Source organism: uncultured Xanthomarina sp. (assembly GCF_963971605.1).
In the GTDB taxonomy this organism is placed as follows: domain Bacteria; phylum Bacteroidota; class Bacteroidia; order Flavobacteriales; family Flavobacteriaceae; genus Xanthomarina; species Xanthomarina gelatinilytica.
In genome coordinates this window covers 15,434-35,143 of the sequence record NZ_CAXATZ010000008.1, presented here as the reverse complement: position 1 = coordinate 35,143, position 19,710 = coordinate 15,434, and the positions used below count along the sequence as shown (strand labels likewise).

Annotated in this window: 13 protein-coding genes; 12 read left to right on the top strand and 1 reads right to left on the bottom strand. The window is 36.0% G+C overall.

Annotated features, from left to right (window positions below; translation table 11 throughout):
• The first annotated feature begins 9 nt into the window (after positions 1-9).
• From AACY93_RS04885 to AACY93_RS04860, 6 genes are all read left to right on the top strand, one after another.
• Positions 10-957, top strand: coding sequence for a glycosyltransferase family 2 protein (locus tag AACY93_RS04885; protein ID WP_286853256.1), 948 nt, complete (start codon positions 10-12; stop codon positions 955-957).
• Between the two features lie 79 nt (positions 958-1,036).
• Entirely contained in the window at positions 1,037-2,767 is a 1,731-nt protein-coding gene (locus AACY93_RS04880) for a phospho-sugar mutase (RefSeq protein WP_286853257.1), read from the top strand.
• Positions 2,768-4,600 carry an ABC transporter ATP-binding protein gene (locus AACY93_RS04875; protein ID WP_286853258.1) on the top strand — a complete coding sequence of 611 codons (1,833 nt, stop codon included), beginning with the start codon at positions 2,768-2,770 and terminating at the stop codon, positions 4,598-4,600. It begins immediately after the preceding gene.
• Between the two features lie 456 nt (positions 4,601-5,056).
• On the top strand, positions 5,057-5,599 hold the full coding sequence (locus AACY93_RS04870; protein WP_286853259.1) for an RNA polymerase sigma factor: 543 nt from the start codon (positions 5,057-5,059) through the stop codon (positions 5,597-5,599).
• A 33-nt stretch (positions 5,600-5,632) separates the two neighbouring features.
• Positions 5,633-6,130 (top strand): hypothetical protein, encoded by a 498-nt coding sequence (locus tag AACY93_RS04865; RefSeq protein WP_286853260.1) that lies wholly within the window; start codon positions 5,633-5,635, stop codon positions 6,128-6,130.
• A gap of 13 nt (positions 6,131-6,143) precedes the next feature.
• Positions 6,144-6,587 (top strand): Spy/CpxP family protein refolding chaperone, encoded by a 444-nt coding sequence (locus AACY93_RS04860; protein ID WP_286853261.1) that lies wholly within the window; start codon positions 6,144-6,146, stop codon positions 6,585-6,587.
• Between the two features lie 28 nt (positions 6,588-6,615).
• Here the strand turns inward: AACY93_RS04860 and AACY93_RS04855 are convergent, their stop codons facing one another.
• The gene (locus AACY93_RS04855) at positions 6,616-7,659 is read right to left on the bottom strand and encodes an oxidoreductase (protein WP_286853262.1); all 1,044 of its coding nucleotides are present in this window, start codon (positions 7,657-7,659) and stop codon (positions 6,616-6,618) included.
• Between the two features lie 101 nt (positions 7,660-7,760).
• Between AACY93_RS04855 and AACY93_RS04850 the strand changes: the two genes are divergently transcribed.
• The 6 genes from AACY93_RS04850 to AACY93_RS04825 all read left to right on the top strand — a co-directional run bounded on the left by AACY93_RS04850 (position 7,761) and on the right by AACY93_RS04825 (position 19,584).
• Positions 7,761-8,975 (top strand): methyltransferase domain-containing protein, encoded by a 1,215-nt coding sequence (locus AACY93_RS04850; protein ID WP_286853263.1) that lies wholly within the window; start codon positions 7,761-7,763, stop codon positions 8,973-8,975.
• A 5-nt stretch (positions 8,976-8,980) separates the two neighbouring features.
• Positions 8,981-10,762 (top strand): endonuclease, encoded by a 1,782-nt coding sequence (locus AACY93_RS04845; RefSeq protein ID WP_007649846.1) that lies wholly within the window; start codon positions 8,981-8,983, stop codon positions 10,760-10,762.
• A gap of 171 nt (positions 10,763-10,933) precedes the next feature.
• A complete protein-coding gene (gene purL, locus AACY93_RS04840) occupies positions 10,934-14,701 on the top strand; it encodes a phosphoribosylformylglycinamidine synthase (RefSeq protein WP_287006096.1) in 3,768 nt (1,255 codons plus the stop codon).
• Between the two features lie 116 nt (positions 14,702-14,817).
• The gene (locus AACY93_RS04835; protein WP_286853264.1) at positions 14,818-16,587 is read left to right on the top strand and encodes an AMP-dependent synthetase/ligase; all 1,770 of its coding nucleotides are present in this window, start codon (positions 14,818-14,820) and stop codon (positions 16,585-16,587) included.
• A 121-nt stretch (positions 16,588-16,708) separates the two neighbouring features.
• Positions 16,709-17,167: a MarR family transcriptional regulator gene (locus tag AACY93_RS04830; protein WP_286853265.1), complete on the top strand. Its 459-nt coding sequence runs from the start codon at positions 16,709-16,711 to the stop codon at positions 17,165-17,167.
• Between the two features lie 23 nt (positions 17,168-17,190).
• Complete coding sequence (locus AACY93_RS04825; protein WP_339611312.1) at positions 17,191-19,584, top strand: 3-hydroxyacyl-CoA dehydrogenase/enoyl-CoA hydratase family protein; 2,394 nt, start codon at positions 17,191-17,193, stop codon at positions 19,582-19,584.
• The last annotated feature ends 126 nt before the right edge of the window (positions 19,585-19,710 follow it).

Sequence of the window (19,710 nt, the reverse complement as noted above, 5' to 3'; positions counted from 1 at the left end):
ATTTTTTATATGAATATATCAGTAGTCATACCACTACTTAACGAACAAGAATCTTTAAACGAATTATACCATTGGATTGCAAACGTCATGCAATCCAATGGTTTTTCTTATGAAATCATATTCATAGACGATGGCAGCACAGATAATTCCTGGGCTACCATACAACAATTGGCAGAAAAAGACAGCCATGTTAAAGGCATTCGGTTTTTAAAGAATTTTGGAAAATCGCAAGCTTTACATGCTGGCTTTGATAAAGCACAAGGAGATGTTGTCATTACCATGGATGCAGACCTTCAGGACAATCCTGAAGAAATTCCAGAGCTGTACCACATGATAGTTAACGATAAGTACGATATGGTTTCCGGTTGGAAAAAGAAACGCTACGACTCTGTGATTTCTAAAAACCTACCTTCCAAGCTTTTTAATTATGCAGCAAGGAAAACCTCTGGGGTCAAACTTCACGATTTTAATTGTGGTTTAAAATCTTATCACAAAAATGTGGTAAAAAATATTGATGTTAATGGTGAAATGCACAGATACATTCCCGTTTTGGCAAAGAATGCAGGTTTTACCAACATTGGAGAAAAAGTGGTGCAACATCAGGCAAGAAAGTATGGTGTGACCAAATTTGGCATGGATAGGTTTATTCATGGTTTTCTGGATTTAATCACCATTTGGTTTTTATCGCGCTTTGGTAGAAGACCCATGCACCTATTTGGAGCCTTGGGAGTTTTAATGTTTGCTATTGGTTTTGCTTTCGCCATCTATCTCGGAATTGATAAGCTGTACCTAAATCCTTATGGCAGATTAATAACTCAACGTCCTCAGTTTTATATTGCCTTAGTGACCATGATTATAGGTACACAATTTTTTGTAGCTGGTTTTTTAGGGGAAATCATTCTTAGGACCAAGCAGGAAAAAAAACGCTATTTAATTAAAGATGAATTAAATATTTAAGCGTTCCGGATTTTTTAATTTGTATTGCCCCATTATCTTTTTTGAAATCCTTATTTTTGCATGACATTTTTTTTTGAATATGATTTACATGGAACCTGAATTATTAGAAAGAGTAAACACTTGGCTAACACCAACTTTTGATAACGACACGCAAGACTACATAAAAAACTTAATAGCCACCAACCCAAAATTGCTTAAAGAAAGCTTCTATAAAAACTTAGAATTTGGTACTGGAGGTATGCGTGGCATTATGGGCATTGGCACCAACAGGATAAACAAATATACTTTAGGGAAAAACACACAAGGGCTTAGCAATTACCTACACAAATCGTTTCCTAATGAACCCCTTAAAGTGGCCATTGCCTTCGATTGCAGACACAACAGTAAAACCCTTGCAAATATTGTTGCCAATGTGTTTTCAGCCAACAACATTCAGGTCTATATTTTTGAGGATTTACGTCCAACACCAGAACTCTCATTCGCTTTAAAACATTTAGGTTGCCATTGTGGTATTGTACTTACAGCATCTCACAATCCGCCTGAATACAATGGTTACAAAGTATATTGGCAAGATGGAGGCCAATTGGTACCACCTCAAGATGCCGAAATAATAACCGAAATAAACAACTTGGATTATTCTGAAATTAAATTTGAAGCCAACAAGGCTTTAATTCAAGTTGTTGGAAAAGAAGTTGACGATGTATTTATAAAGGCATCCATAAAAAACGGAAGTTTTAATACAGAGCAACAAGCTAAAGACCAGTTAAATATTGTATTTACTTCTTTACATGGCACTTCCATTACCATCATACCAGATACCCTAAAACAAGCTGGATACAAAAACCTCCATATAGTTGAAGAACAAGCTGAACCAAATGGCGATTTCCCTACGGTTGAATCTCCAAACCCAGAAGAACCCGAAGCTTTAAAAATGGCTCTGGAATTGGCAGACAAAGTACAAGGAGACTTGGTAATTGGTACAGATCCAGATAGTGACAGAATTGGTGTTGCTGTTAGGGATTTTAATGGAAAAATGACCTTACTGAATGGAAACCAAGCCATGTTACTGATGACGGATTTCTTGTTAAAACAATGGCAAACAGAAGGAAAAATTAAAGGAAAGGAATTTATTGGCTCCACCATTGTTTCCACACCCATGATGAACGTGTTGGCAAAGGCATACAATGTGGAATGTAAAATAGGCTTGACAGGATTTAAATGGATTGCCAAAATGATCAAAGACTTCCCTGAACTTGATTTTATTGGTGGAGGCGAAGAAAGTTTTGGATTTATGGTTGGTGATTTTGTAAGGGATAAAGATGCTGTAACCTCAACTTTACTTGCCTGCGAAATTGCAGCTCAGGCAAAAGCCAAAGGCAGTTCCATGTACCAAGAATTGATCCAATTGTATGTAACTCATGGTTTTTATAAAGAACGATTGATATCCATCACTAAAAAAGGAATTGAAGGTGCCCAGGAAATCAAACAAATGATGATTGACTTCAGGAACAAACCACTTTCGGTAATAAATAATTCCAAAGTCATTAAAATAGAAGACTATCAAAGTTCCATTGCCTTAAACCCAATTTCCGGAAAAGAAGCACCTATTTCTGTACCAAAATCTAACGTGTTGATTTATTATACTGAAGATGGGAGCCAAATAGCTTTAAGACCTAGTGGAACAGAACCAAAAATCAAATTCTATATTAGCGTTAACACCACATTGGACTCTGTGTCTGATTTTGAAGCTAAGGAACAACAATTGGAAACCAAGATCAACGCTATCATTAAGGATATGCACCTTATTTAAATGAAGAAAATAATAAATCAACTTTGGCCTTTTATCAAAACCTTTAAAAAACACGTTTTTTTAAATGTCTTTTTTAATTTATTATATGCTTTGTTTAGTGCACTTGCATTTATTTCGCTTATTCCCATGTTAAATGTTTTATTCGATAAAACAGCTGTAGTTAGGGAAGCTCCGGTTTGGAATGGCATTAAAGGCATTAAAACCTATGGCGAGCAGCTTTTAAATTATAAAGTGAGCAATTATTTGGAAAACGGCAATGCACAAATGGCTTTGGTGATTGTTATTTCATTGGTTATTTCAACCTTTCTTCTTAAAAATTTATTCGGTTATTTATCCATGCAACACATGATGTATCTCAAAAATGGTGTCTTGAACAACCTGAGAAAAGATATGTACAAAAAAATTATAGAACTTCCCTTAAGTTTTTATTCAAAAAGACAAAAAGGAGATGTCATGGCCAGAATTTTGGGTGATATCAACGAAATGCAAAACTCCTTTTTTATTGTTTTGGAACTTATAGTTAGGGAACCTGCAACCATTATCTTCTCTTTAATTTTCATGTTTACCTTCAGTTGGAAACTAACGCTTTTTGTATTGCTTTTTATTCCAGTTGCTGGGCTTTTAATTTCAAGATTGGGAAAAAGCCTAAAAAGCAATTCTTTAAAAGCACAGCAAGAATCTGGAAAATTAATCTCCATTGTTGAAGAATCCTTAACAGGGCTAAAGATTGTAAAAAGTTATAATGCAGAGACCATTTTTAAAAACAACTTTACCAATTCTGCCAATAAAATTCTTAAATTATCAAATAAAATTGGATTGAAAAACAATCTTGCTGGACCTGTTAGCGAAGTTTTGGGCATCACTACCATTGCAGTATTATTATGGTATGGTGGTCAATTGGTACTTGTTGAAAAAGTAATTGAAGGTACAGATTTTTTAGCATTCATGGGATTGGCATATGCCATTTTAACACCTGCTAAAGCCATAAGCAAAGCATCTTACAGGGTTAAAAACGGTATTGCAGCAGCAGATCGCGTGTTTGAAATTTTACATGAGCAAGATACCATGTCCGATTTGCCAAATGCCACTGTTCTTCAAGACTTCCAAAATGAATTATCTGTTAACAACATCTCTTTTAAGTACGATAACGAGTTGGTTTTGAAAAACTTTAGCCTAAAAGTCCCTAAAGGAAAAACCGTAGCTCTTGTTGGCCAATCGGGAAGTGGAAAAAGTACCATAGCAAACTTGGTCACCAGGTTTTACGACATTAATGAGGGTAGCATAACCATAGATGGAACAGATATTAAAAATGTAACAAAAAATTCTCTAAGGAACCTTATGGGATTGGTCACGCAAGACTCCATACTTTTTAACGATACCATAAAAAATAACATCCTGATTGGAAAACCAGATGCTACCGACGAAGAGATTATGGAGGCTTTAAAAATTGCCAATGCCTGGGAGTTTGTAAAAGACTTACCAAACGGCATAGAAACCAATGTTGGAGATGCAGGAAATAATTTTTCTGGAGGCCAAAAACAGCGTTTAAGCATAGCAAGAGCTGTATTAAAAAACCCTCCTATCATGATTCTGGACGAAGCCACTTCTGCCCTGGATACTGAAAGTGAGCGTTTGGTTCAAATAGCTTTAGAGAACATGATGAAGAACAGAACCTCTATTGTTATTGCCCATAGATTATCCACCATACAAAATGCCGACGAAATTATAGTGATGCAAAAAGGGGAAATTGTAGAACAAGGAGCCCACCATGAATTATTGGCAAAAAATGGCATGTACAAAAAACTGGTAGAAATGCAGAGTTTTGAGCAATAATTTCATTAAGTTAAGGCAATTCAAAGAGATTGCGAACCTTAACTTAAAAAAATTACAATTTGATCTTGTACAATTTCGTTATTAAAACAGCACATAAAACAGCTCTAGAATCTAGATGCTAAAATTTCTTGTTAAAAAACCATTCATAAAAATATAACAAACATAAAAATATTAGGGCTAAGTGGTTTAAACAAAATAAAAAAGGACAATACTTTCATATTGTCCTTTTTTGCTATTGTTAGACTTGGGGAGAAACTAACAATTAAGTAGGTTGATTGATGTAAACATAATACAAAAATTTTAAGAAAACAAATAAAAAATGTTTTTCATCGTAGTAATGATGCCGTTTATCGATGTTTAACAAATTAACCTTTTGATTAACAATAATTTAACTTTTTGATAAATTTTAAAATTAAACTTTCATTACTTTGTAAGGTCTAATATTAAAATTATCAGGTGACAGACGAATCTAAATTATTAGAACAGCTTCAATCCAACCAGCATAAAGACAGTGCTTTTAAAGAACTCATCACTCTTTATAAAGAACGCTTGTATTGGCATATTCGTCATATAGTTAAATCTCATGACGACACAGACGATGTACTTCAAAACACTTTTATAAAAATCTATAAAAATATTCATAACTTTAAAGGAGATAGCAAACTTTTTTCTTGGATGTACAGAATTGCCACCAACGAGTCCTTGACCTTTATAAAACAAAGGGCTAAACAATTACAAATGTCCAACGAAGACATAAAACAATTGGCCATAGACAACCTAAAAGCTGATGTGTATTTTGAAGGAAACGACATACAATACAAATTGCAGCTCGCCATTGCCACCTTGCCGGAAAAACAGCAATTGGTTTTTAACATGAAATATTTTCAGGATATAAAATATAAAGACATGGCACAAATATTGGATACCAGTGAAGGCGCCTTGAAAGCATCTTACCACATTGCCATAAAAAAACTGGAAGACTATTTAACTAACAATTAAACTTTTACAACAAAAAACAGTCTAACTGTTAAAATGAAAAAGAAAAAGATACATACCATTAAAAAAACAGGGTTTAAAACCCCTCCAGATTATTTTACAAATTTGGAAGATACCCTGTGGTCTCAAATTCAACTGGACGAAAAAATAAACAAAACAAGTTTTAAAACTCCTGTAAATTATTTTGAAACCCTTGAAGACAAAATTATCAGTCAAGTTTCAGAAAAACAAGAAAGCAAAGTCATCACGTTGTTCTCAAAAAGAAACATGATAACCATAAGCAGTATAGCTGCAGCTGTAATATTGCTTTTTAATTTGAACCTCTTTAACAAGAACCTTAGTTTTGAAACTATAGAAACCGAAGTTTTAGAAAATTATGTGTCCAATCAAGAGTTTGAAAACATGGATTTGGAAACTGAAATTATAGAAGATATAGATATTTCCTCTTTTATTTTAGAAGAATCCATTAGCGATGCATCTTTAGAAAATTATTTATACAACACATCAGATTTAGATGATTTTATTTCTGAATAACAACATATTGGATATGAAAAAATCAATTCTTTTAATAGTCTTTGTTAGTTTGGCCATAAACCTGCATGCCCAGGACAAACACGAAAAAATAAAAGCCCTTAAAACTGCTTACATAACAGAACAATTGAATTTAACCAAAGCCGAAGCCGAAAAATTTTGGCCTATTTACAATAATTTTGAAGAAGAGAAAAGAGCCCTTAAAAAAGAGGCACATGAAAGCAGAAAAAAAGTGGATATAGAAAGCTTGACCGAAGCGCAAGCAAAAGACATGTTGGAAGGCATGAAGGCTTTAAACAATAGAAGAAACGAGATATACAACAGTTTGATTATTGATTTACAAAAAGTTATTTCTGCAAAAAAAATTGTTCAGTTAAAAAAAGCTGAAGACGATTTCAACAAAAAAATGTTTGAGGAATATAGAAAACGACATCATTCTGACAGGAAGGAAGGACATTAAACAAAAAAGAAGCCAATGGCTTCTTTTTTTATTTAAACATTAATTTACTTATGCGATTTTGGCCAGCAGCATAGGCCACACTATCGTTTAAAAACCGAAGCGTGTAAAACCCTTCCTTACTTATGCTTTTCCATGAATCACCTCCATCCTTACTGTAATCTATGCCCTTAAAGCCTACAGTCACCAATTCTTTTCCGTTTCCATTTGGAACATACTGTACGCAACTTCTATAACCTGGTTCTTTTCCAGAAGCTATAAGCGTCCAGGTGTTTCCTCCATCTTTGGTGATAATTTTATTGGATGTATTGCTCTCCGGATTGGTATAATCTCCACCAATGGCAAATCCATTATTGTTGTCATAAAAAGCCATGGAATAAATGCCCTCAGTTTCTTTGGTATTAATAACAGGTGTTTGTACAACGCTCCAAGACTCACCTTTGTCTTCAGAAAAATAAACCCTTCCAGCTGTTGTGGCAATCCAAGTATTATTGCCTTTAACTGCAATGTTGGTGTTGCTGGCTGCAAACGCACCTTCAGCTTCCTTAGCTTTTGGCAACACATCGCAAGAAAGCTTATGCCATGTGTTCCCTCCATCCCTTGTAATTATGATGCTTAAACAATCCTCTGTAGTATCTCCAATGGCAATACCTTCCTGATCGTTCCAAAAAATCATAGAATCATAAAAAACCTTTGGATGCTCTTCAAAATAAACCAATTCCATAGTCCCTTGATCTCCAGTTTTAAACAACATGGCTGGATTTCCCACACTTAACATAAAAAAATCAGAAGTGGTATGCGCAACAGATCTAAATTCCAGTTGTAAAGTATCATAAACCTGCTTTGAAATTTGCCAACTTTCTTTCTTTGGATCATAAAGTCCATAGGCACCATTATTGGCTGCAAATGTCAAACTGCCATCATTTAAAATGTCTATGGCTCGAATACTTAGCAAAGAATCCTCCAATATGGTTTCTATTTCTACAGTATTAAAATCCCTTGGGATAAAAGTCGCTTCATCTTTACAGGAAACCATAGAACCACAAATCAAAACCAAACAAATAATGCTCCTCATCTTAAAAATTTTTCAGGAAAGATAAGCCTATTCATCTAAATAATAAAAACATTCGAAAATTCATCTCTTTTAACGTAACTTTGCAAGCTTATAAAATTGAAATGAGATTACACAGAAATTTATGCTTTGCCGTTATTGATGGATTGACCCTAATCTTCAATGAAGACAAATATGCAGATAAAGTTATACAACAACTATTAAAACGTGACAAACGTTGGGGAGCAAGAGATCGCGCTTTTGTAGCCGAAACCACTTACGACATAGTAAGATGGAAACGCTTATACGCTGAAATTGCTGAAGTGAAGGAACCATTCGACAGAGACAACCTGTGGCGTATTTTTGCAGTTTGGGCCACCTTAAGAGGCATTAAACTTCCTGATTGGAAATATTTTGAAAACACGCCAACCCGTAAAATAAAAGGACGTTTCGACGAACTCTCCAAAATTAGAAAATACAAGGAGTCCATTCCAGATTGGTTAGATGAACTTGGCGAAAAAGAGCTAGGCAAAGCCGTTTGGACCAAAGAAATTGCAGCTTTAAACGAACAAGCTGACGTTATTTTAAGAGTCAATACCCTTAAAACAACCAAAGAAAAACTACAATCCGAATTATTTGATTTAGATATTGAAACCGAATTTATTAAAGACTATCCCCATGCACTAAAACTTAAGGAACGTGCCAATGTCTTTACTACAGAAGCTTTCCAAAATGGCCTTTTTGAAGTCCAGGATGCTTCCTCACAATTAGTGGCCGAATTCCTGAATGTGCAACCAGGTATGCGCGTGGTAGATGCTTGTGCAGGAGCTGGTGGCAAAGCATTGCACTTGGCGTCACTTATGGAAAACAAAGGGCAAATTATAGCCATGGACATCTACGATAACAAATTAAAGGAATTAAAACGTAGAGCCAAACGCAATGGAGCTCACAACATAGAACCAAGACATATAGATTCCACTAAAGTTATAAAAAAACTATACGATAAAGCAGATCGCGTACTTATAGATGCACCTTGCTCCGGACTTGGTATTTTACGCAGAAATCCAGATGCCAAATGGAAACTGCAACCAGAGTTTCTGGAAAACATAAAAAAAACACAACAAGAAATATTACAACAATACTCCAGAATGGTAAAACCTGCAGGACAAATGGTTTATGCTACTTGTTCTATCCTTCCTTCAGAAAACAAAAAGCAAGTGGAGACTTTTTTAACATCTGAAATGGGAAAAGATTTTACCTTTGTAAAAGACAAAAGCATCTTGTCCCACAAAACGGGTTATGATGGATTTTACATGGCCTTATTAGAAAAGAAAAAATAATACGAATGAAACATTTTTACACCTTACTATTATTACTGGTTTCAGTAACTACTTTCGCTCAAATCCCAGCTGGTTATTATAGCACTGCAACAGGAAGCGGTTACACCTTAAAAACACAATTAAAAAATATAATCACCAATGGCCATAGTCCTAAAACCTACGATCAATTATTTGATTTGGCAACAGGTTACAGAGCAACAGATGTCGATGATTTTTATGAAAACGATGGATCTGTAATGGATATGTACTCCGAGAATCCAACCTCAACAGATCCTTATAATTACAGCTATTATGCCAACCCAAGTGACAAGTGTGGAAACTACAACAGCGAAATGGATTGCTATAACGGCGAACATTTAATGCCTCAAAGTGTCTATGGAAGTGCCATGCCAATGGTTGGAGACATACATCAAGTAATCCCAACCGATGGTTATGTAAACAATGGACGAGGCAGTTTGGCTTTTGGTGAAACAAATTCAGCCACTACAACCTATATGAATGGTTCTAAAAGAGGCCCTAGCAGTATCTCTGGCTATTCGGGAACTGTTTTTGAACCTATAGACGAATTTAAAGGAGATATTGCAAGATGCCTGTTGTATTTTGCTGTAAGATATGAAGACCAAGTGGATTCATGGAGCCACCCTATGTTAAATGGCACTAACGATCAAGTTTATGAGGATTGGTTTATTGCCTTACTTTTGGATTGGCACAATAATGATGCCGTTAACCAAAGGGAATTGAACAGAAACAACGCAGCATACATTCATCAAGGAAACAGAAACCCTTTTATAGACAATCCTAGTTATGCCAATATGATCTGGAACCCAACTCCAGATACCGAAGCACCTACAGATCCAATAAACTTGGTAGCTTTTAATCCTCAACCTCATTCGATAGAACTTTCTTGGACTGCCTCAACAGACAATATTGGAGTTATTGCTTACGATATTTATATTGATGATGTTTATACTAATTTTACAACAAATCAAACATCAATTACAGTTTTAAATTTAGGAGTAAATACAACTTATTGTTTTAAAGTAAAAGCTAGAGATGCTGCTGGGAATGAGTCTGGATTTAGCAATGAAGCCTGCGAAACAACTCAAGAAGAAAATGGCTCAGGTCTATACTGTATAAATGAAACTTTTAACGATATCCCAGCAAATTCAAGTTCATATTCAGATAGAACGTGGACTGGAGATCAAGGATATACTTGGAATGCTACGGATGCTCGTACAGACCAAACTCTAAACGGAAGAGCTATTACTATTCGTAATGGTATGCTAAACACTAATCCTGATTTTGAATTTATTGAAAGTGTAACCATAACGACACAAAGAGTTTTTGGAGGAGATTCTGGAACTTTTGATTTGGTTATAAACGGAAATATTATTGCAACAATCCCTTATAGTGACACAGCTCAAACTACTACAATTCCTTGCAATATTTCTCAAGTAACATCATTTGTTATCAATAACAATACTAATCCTTCAAATCGTGTAATGTTCGATGATTTGAAATGGACTTGTGGGCTTTTAAGCAATGAAGAATTCAGTCAAGAGACTTTCAACATCTATCCAAACCCTGTTTCAAATCAATTAAATATTCAATTGAATAGTACAGAAAAAACTCAAATAGAAATTTATAACATTCTAGGGAAAAGAGTGCTAACTAAAACAATACATCAGTCTCAAAGCATTCAGCTTGACAATTTAAATTCAGGTGTATATATTTTAAAACTCACACAAGGAAATACAACCATAAGCAAGAAGCTTATTAAAAAATAAATACAAAAGCGACTATAACCAGTCGCTTTTTTTTTGGTTAATAACCACGTGAATAACTCAAAATTTTCAAGAATGTAAATAGCAATTATTACGCTGAAAAAAAGTAAATTTGCACTTTAAAAGAAAACAACCTGTCTGCCAAATAAGCAGGCACAACCTAACTCATACATAATGATTCATTTCTTCGGAAACCAAAACAGCAAAGTTTTTGCTGTTCAAGCAACAAAAGAATTATCAACTGAAACCATCTCTAAATTGGTATGGTTATTTGGCAACCAGCCAAAAATAGAACAAGCATCTCTCGATGCTTTTTTTGTTGGTCCTCGTGCTGCCATGATCACACCTTGGAGTACCAATGCTGTTGAAATCACCCAAAATATGGGAATAGCAGGCATTACAAGAATTGAAGAATTTCAAGCTGTAAATGCAGACTTCAAAGATTTTGACCCAATGATTTCAGAGAAATATCAAGGCTTGAATCAAGAAACGTTTACCATTAACATTCAGCCTGAGCCTATTCTGGAAATTGAAGATATTGCAGCCTATAACCAACAAGAAGGTTTGGCCTTAAGTGATGAGGAAATAGACTACTTAAATGGTGTTTCAAAAAAAATTGGGAGACCCTTAACAGATTCTGAAGTCTTTGGGTTCTCTCAAGTGAATTCTGAACACTGTCGCCATAAAATCTTTAATGGCACTTTTGTAATAGATGGTAAAGAAAAACCTACCTCTCTTTTCAAACTAATAAAAGAAACCTCAAAACAACATCCAAACGATATTGTTTCAGCCTATAAAGACAACGTAGCCTTTATTAAAGGGCCAAAGGTGGAGCAATTTGCTCCTAAAACAGCAGATAAACCAGACTATTACCAAGTGAAAGAATTTGATTCTGTCATTTCCCTAAAAGCTGAAACCCATAATTTCCCTACAACTGTTGAGCCATTTAATGGTGCTGCAACAGGTTCTGGTGGTGAAATTCGCGATAGATTGGCTGGAGGAAAAGGCTCGTTGCCACTTGCTGGAACTGCTGTGTATATGACAGCGTATTCCAGACTGGAAGAAACCCGCCCTTGGGAACAAAACATGCAAGCACGACCTTGGTTGTACCAAACACCAATGGATATTTTAATAAAAGCAAGCAATGGTGCTTCAGATTTTGGAAACAAATTTGGTCAACCTTTAATTTGTGGCTCTGTGTTAACTTTTGAGCATGACGAAAACAGCGATGCCGTTCAGAGTGCCAACGAAGAATATAAACTACGAAAACTTGGTTACGATAAAGTGATCATGCAAGCAGGTGGTATTGGATATGGTAAAGCAGACCAAGCTTTAAAAGACACACCTAAAGAAGGTGACAAAATCGTGATTCTAGGTGGTGAAAATTACCGAATTGGAATGGGTGGAGCTGCTGTATCTTCAGCAGATACAGGAGAATTTGCTTCTGGTATTGAACTGAATGCTGTGCAACGTTCCAATCCAGAAATGCAAAAGCGCGCTGCCAATGCCATTCGTGGCATGGTGGAAAGCGATGAAAATCATATTGTGTCCATTCACGACCATGGAGCTGGTGGACATTTAAATTGTCTTTCAGAATTGGTTGAAGACACTGGTGGGAAAATCGATTTGGATAAGTTACCTGTTGGCGACCCAACTCTTTCGGCTAAAGAAATAATTGGAAACGAATCTCAAGAACGCATGGGATTGGTCATAGCCGAAAAACATTTAGAAACACTAAACCGAATTGCAGAACGTGAACGTTCACCTATGTACACTGTTGGTGATGTGACAGGAAACCATCGGTTTACGTTTGAGTCTAAAACCAAAGGCGATAAACCTATGGATTTGGCACTTGAAGATATGTTTGGTAGTTCTCCAAAAACCATCATGACAGACAAAACGGTTCATAGAATATATAAAGACCTGAGCTATAATTCCAAAAATATTCTGGACTACCTGGATCAAGTATTGCAGCTGGAAGCTGTTGCCTGTAAAGATTGGTTAACCAATAAAGTAGACCGTTGCGTTGGTGGTAAAGTAGCCAAACAGCAATGTGCAGGCCCTTTACAACTTCCTTTAAACAATTGTGGTGTGATGGCCTTAGATTACAAAGGGAAAGAAGGCATTGCAACCTCTGTTGGCCATGCACCTATATCTGGTTTGATTTCACCCAAAGCCGGAAGTAGAAATGCCATTGCTGAAGCCTTAACAAATGTGGTTTGGGCTCCTTTAAAAGACGGATTGAAAAGTGTATCGTTGTCTGCCAATTGGATGTGGCCTTGTAAAAATGAAGGTGAAGATGCGCGTTTATACGAAGCTGTAGAAGCTGTATCACAATTTGCTATCGAGTTGGGCATAAACGTTCCTACTGGAAAGGATTCGCTTTCCATGAAACAAAAATATCCTAATGAAGAGGTTATTTCCCCAGGGACAGTCATTATTTCTGCTGCTGCAAATTGCAACGATATCCATAAGGTAGTTGAACCTGTGTTCCAAAAAACCGAAACCTCTGGAACTGGCACTATTTATTATATCAATCTATCTCAAGACCAATTTAAATTGGGAGGTAGTTCGTTTGCGCAAGTGCTCAATAAAATTGGAAATGACACTCCATCCATAAAAGATGCGCAACAATTTAAAAACACATTCAATACCATACAACAGTTAATAAAAGAGGATAAAATTGTTGCTGGACATGATGTGGCTTCTGGTGGTTTAATTACAACCTTACTGGAAATGTGTTTTGCCGATGTGAATCTGGGAGCCGAATTAGACCTGACGGAATTAGCAGAAAAAGACTCTGTAAAACTTTTATTTGCTGAAAATTCTGGAATTGTCTTCCAAGCTACAGATAATTCGGTGGAGCAGGTATTAACAAATGCCAATATTGAATTCTTTAACATAGGAAAAGTCACAAATTCTGATGTTTTAAGCATCATTAACCACCAAGAGGTGTTTACACTTACTGTCTCTAGATTACGTGACGTTTGGTACAAAACCTCCTTCCTACTGGACCAAAAACAAACAGCAAACAACTTGGCTCAAGACCGATTTGACAACTATAAAAAACAGCCTTTACAGTATAAATTCCCGAAGCATTTTACTGGAAAATTATCAGACGTCATTGCGAGTGAAACGAAGCAATCTGATTCAGAAAAGGAAATTGCCATGTCACGAGCTCCTCGCAAAGACAGGCCAAAAGCTGCTATTCTCCGTGAAAAAGGATCTAATTCAGAGCGCGAAATGGCCAATGCCATGTACTTAGCTGGTTTTGACGTGAAAGACGTGCACATGACCGATTTAATTTCTGGCCGTGAAACCTTGGAGGATATTCAGTTTATTGGCGCTGTTGGTGGTTTTTCAAATTCTGATGTTTTAGGTTCTGCCAAAGGTTGGGCAGGCGCTTTTATGTACAACGAAAAAGCCAATACTGCCCTCAAAAATTTCTTTAAAAGAGAAGACACACTATCGGTTGGGATTTGTAATGGCTGTCAATTATTTATGGAATTGGAAGTTATTAACCCAGAACATGATGTGCATGGAAAAATGACCTACAACGACTCACACAAACATGAAAGCGCATTTACTTCTGTGAAAATTCAAAAAAACAATTCAGTTATGCTGTCTACGTTAGAAGGAACCACTCTTGGGGTTTGGATTTCCCATGGCGAAGGAAAATTCAGTTTGCCAAAATCTGAAGATCAATATCACATAGTTGCCAAATATGGTTACGAAGAATATCCAGCCAATCCTAATGGTTCAGATTACAATACAGCCATGATGTGCGATAAAACGGGAAGGCATTTGGTAACCATGCCACACATAGAACGTTCAACGTTTCAATGGAATTGGGCAAATTATCCTGATAACAGAAAAGATGAAGTGTCCCCTTGGCTGGAAGCCTTTGTTAATGCTAGAAAATGGCTGGAAAACAAAAAATAGAATATTTAAATAATTATAAATCAAGGAGCTTTCATTTTTTAAGCTCCTTTTTTTATGGCAACAATTAAATATCACTTTTTTTTCATAATTTGCAAGTCTTCAAATTCCATAAACAGATGACTCAAATTACCAGACTTTTCGATTTTCCGTATCACCAATTAAAAACTTACAATTTAGAAAAAGCTTTTACTTCAAAAAGCAACGGAAATTGGGAGTCCATATCCTCAAAGGAATATGTAAATCAAGCAAACGCTATCAGTAGAGGCTTGTTACGTTTGGGAGTGAAGCCTAACGATAAAATTGCTGTTATTTCAACTACCAACAGAACCGAATGGAATGTCTTGGATATTGGTGTATTACAGGTTGGTGCTCAAAATGTACCTATTTACCCTACCATTTCCAAGGAGGACTACGAATACATTTTAAATCACTCAGAAGCAAGTTATTGTTTTGTTTCTGATGCTGAAATTTTAGAAAAACTTAACCCCATTAAAAGTCAAACAAAACTAAAAGCCATTTATACTTTTGATGAAGTTGCTGGAGAAAAAAACTGGAAAGAAGTTTTGGAATTAGGAAAGGACGACAGCAACCAAAAAGACGTTGAAACCAGGAAAAGTGCAGTAACAACCGATGATTTGGCAACCTTAATTTACACTTCCGGAACAACAGGTAGACCTAAAGGGGTCATGCTTACCCATAAAAATATCGTGTCCAACGTATTGGATAGTGAAAAACGTGTCCCTTTTGATTATGGACATTCAAAATCGTTGAGTTTTCTACCAGTCTGTCATGTATTTGAACGCATGATCCTGTATCTATATCAATATTGTGGTGTTGAAATATATTTTGCAGAATCCATAGAAAAAATGAGTGACAACCTAAAAGAAGTCCAACCTCATGTCATGACAGCTGTACCACGTTTATATGAAAAAGTGTACGATAAAATAATCGCTAAAGGAGCAGATCTTAGCGGCATTAAAAAAGCCTTGTTCTTTTGGGCTGTGGAATTGGGCCTTAAGTACGAACCTTATGGAGCCAATGGTTGGTGGTACGAAACACAACTTAAATTAGCTAGAAAACTCATTTTCAGCAAATGGAAAGAAGGTTTAGGTGGTCAGTTGGACCTTATGGTCTCTGGAAGCGCAGCATTACAACCTAGATTAACCAGGATTTTCGCAGCAGCCGAAATGCCAATTATGGAAGGTTACGGTTTAACCGAAACCTCACCTGTAATCTCTGTAAACGATCAAAGGGATGGTGGTTTTAGAATTGGAACTGTTGGTCGCATAATAGATAATGTAGACGTTAAAATTGCTGAAGATGGCGAAATTTTGGTAAAAGGACCTAATGTCATGAAAGGTTACTACAAAGAACCTGAAAAAACTGCCGAAGTTATGACAGGCGACTATTTCCATACTGGAGACATAGGTGAGATAGATAGTGATGGCTTCCTGAAAATAACAGACAGAAAAAAAGAAATGTTTAAAACCTCTGGCGGAAAATACGTAGCTCCTGCCCTATTGGAGAACCAGTTTAAACAATCCCGTTTTATTGAACAAATTATGGTGATTGGTGAAGGCGAAAAAATGCCTGCAGCATTAATCCAAGTCAATTACGAATTTATTGAAGAATGGGCAAAAAGACATCATATTACATTTAAATCCAAAGAAGATATAGCCTCTAACCAAAAACTAAGGGAAAGAATTCAAGAAGAAATAGATGAGGCCAATAAAAAGTTTGGTCATTGGGAACAAATCAAAAAATTTGAAATAACACCAAATGCTTGGACCATTGAAGATGGTCACTTAACACCTACCATGAAAATGAAACGAAAGGTTATTAAAGAAATTTACAAAGACCTCATCGAGAAAATATATCGCTCTTAAATCACAAACTCCTTTATTTGATAAAGGAGTTTTTTTTAACCCATTTCCTATTAAAATTTTTTAAATTTATTATGCATGCATAATAAATTTTACTTATCTTTGGATTTCATAAACACTAAATATGAAAGATAAAACCATTGATTATATTCTAAGAACCACATGGTTAGCTGTCCAAAAAATGTACAATGAAGAAGCTGCAAAATTTGATAGCACCATGGCCACTGGCTTTACTTTATTAAGTATAGACCCAGAAGGTGGAACCCCTTCAACATCCCTAGGTCCAAAAATGGGTATGGAGGCAACCAGTTTGTCCAGAATATTAAAAACTATGGAAACCAGAGGTTTAATTGAAAGAAAACCCAATCCTGAAGATGGTCGTGGTGTCTTGATTTACTTAACCGATTTTGGAAAAGAAAAAAGGGCCTACTCCAAAGACAGGGTGTTAAAATTCAACGAAGCCATCAAGAAAAATATTCCTTTGGAAAAATTAATGGCGTTTTATGAAGTAGCAGAAACCATAAACGATTTAATTTCAAATAAAAAAATATATACCAACGAGGTTAACAACATCAAGTATTAATAGATAAATCATTTAAAAATAAAATGAGTACAAGACGTATTAAAAAAATAGCCATTATAGGTTCCGGAATCATGGGAAGTGGTATTGCATGTCATTTTGCCAATATTGGTGTGGATGTGCTATTGCTGGACATTGTTCCTAGAGAACTTACCGATGCTGAAAAAGCTAAAGGTCTCACTTTAGAAGATAAAGCTGTAAGAAACAGGATTGTAAACGATTCCCTAACGGCTTCTTTAAAATCGAAGCCCTCTCCTATTTACCATCAATCTTTTGCAAACAGGATTACTACTGGGAATTTAGAAGACGATATTGCAAAGGTAAAAGATGTAGATTGGATCATGGAAGTGGTTGTAGAGCGTCTTGACATTAAAAAACAAGTTTTTGAAAAACTTGAAAAACATAGAACGCCTGGAACTTTAATTACGTCTAATACCTCTGGAATCCCTATTAAGTTTATGAGTGAAGGACGAAGCGACGATTTCCAGAAACATTTTTGTGGCACACACTTTTTCAATCCAGCGCGTTACTTAAAGTTATTCGAAATCATTCCTGGTCCCAAAACATCTCAAGAAGTTTTGGATTTCTTAAATGAATATGGTGAAAAATTCCTGGGCAAAACCTCTGTGGTTGCCAAAGATACACCTGCTTTTATTGGAAATAGAATTGGGATTTTTGGAATTCAAAGTTTGTTCCATCAAGTCAAGGAAATGGACTTAACCGTTGAAGAAGTCGATAAATTGACTGGTCCAGTGATTGGTCGTCCAAAATCGGCAACCTTTAGAACGGTTGATGTGGTTGGTTTGGATACTTTGGTTCATGTGGCAAACGGCATTTATGAAAATTGTCCTAATGACGAAGCTCATGAGCTGTTTAAACTGCCTGATTTCATCAATACCATGATGGAAAACAAATGGCTGGGAAGCAAATCTGGCCAAGGATTTTATAAAAAAGAAGGAAAGGAAATAAAGACTTTAGATTTAAACACCCTTCAATATAGAGATAAAAAATCGGCAAAATTTGCCACCTTGGAATTAACCAAAACCGTTGATAAAGTCATTGACCGTTTTCCAATTCTAGTTTCTGGAAAAGATAAAGCTGGAGAATTCTACAGAAAGAATTTTGCTGCCATGTTTGCTTATGTATCCAATAGAATCCCAGAAATTTCAGATGAATTATATAAAATAGACGACGCGATGAAAGCTGGATTTGGTTGGGAACATGGTCCTTTCCAAATTTGGGATGCCATTGGTGTGGAAAAAGGCATCGAACTCATGAAGGCCGAAGGTCTGGAGCCTAATGCCTGGGTAAAAAATATGCTCGCAACAGGCAACAAAAGCTTCTATACAGTTAAAGATGGAGCAACCTATTTTTATAACATTCCAACCAAGTCTCAAGAAAAAATTCCTGGTCAAGATGCCTTCATTATTTTGGATAACATTAGAAAATCAAACGAGGTCTTTAAAAACTCGGAAGTCGTTATCGAAGATTTGGGAGATGGTATTTTAAACTGTGAATTCCAGAGTAAAATGAACACCATTGGTGGTGATGTACTCGCTGGATTGAATAAAGCAGTGGATTTAGCTGAAAAGGATTTCCAAGGCTTGGTCATTGGTAATCAAGCTGCAAATTTCTCTGTTGGAGCCAACATTGGAATGATTTTCATGATGGCTGCCGAACAAGAATACGACGAGCTTAACATGGCCATCAAATACTTCCAAGATACCATGATGCGTATGCGTTATTCAGCAATTCCAACCGTTGCTGCTCCTCATGGCATGTCTCTTGGAGGAGGCTGCGAACTTTCCATGCATGCAGATAAAGTGGTTGCAGCTGCCGAAACTTACATCGGACTTGTAGAATTTGGTGTTGGTGTGATTCCTGGAGGTGGAGGTTCTAAGGAAATGGCTTTAAGAGCTTCTGATACCTTTAAAAAAGGAGATGTAAAATTAAATGTGTTGCAGGAGTATTTCTTAACCATCGGAATGGCTAAAGTAGCCACTTCGGCATACGAAGCTTTCGATTTAGGCATTCTTCAAAAAGGAAAAGATGTGGTAGTCGTTAATAAAGACAGACAAATTGCAACTGCCAAAGCTTATGCAAAATTAATGGCAGAAGCTGGTTATACGCAACCTGTAAAACGTACAGACGTTAAAGTACTTGGTAAGCAAGCCTTAGGAATGTTTTTAGTAGGAACAGATTCTATGGAAGACAGTAATTACATAAGTGAGCACGACCAAAAAATAGCTAATAAATTAGCTTACGTGATGGCTGGAGGCGATTTATCGGAACCAACCTTGGTAAGTGAACAATATTTATTGGATCTGGAACGAGAAGCATTCTTATCACTTTGTACTGAAAGAAAAACTTTAGAACGCATTCAGCACATGTTGAAAACTGGAAAACCACTGCGTAACTAGTTGTAAAAGTACTAAGTATTTGGTACAAAGAATTAAGTACTGAGTACAAAGACAAGGAATTAAAAAAATATAATTTAAATGAATTTTTTAAGTCTTAATACTTAATACGAACTTCTTAATACTGGA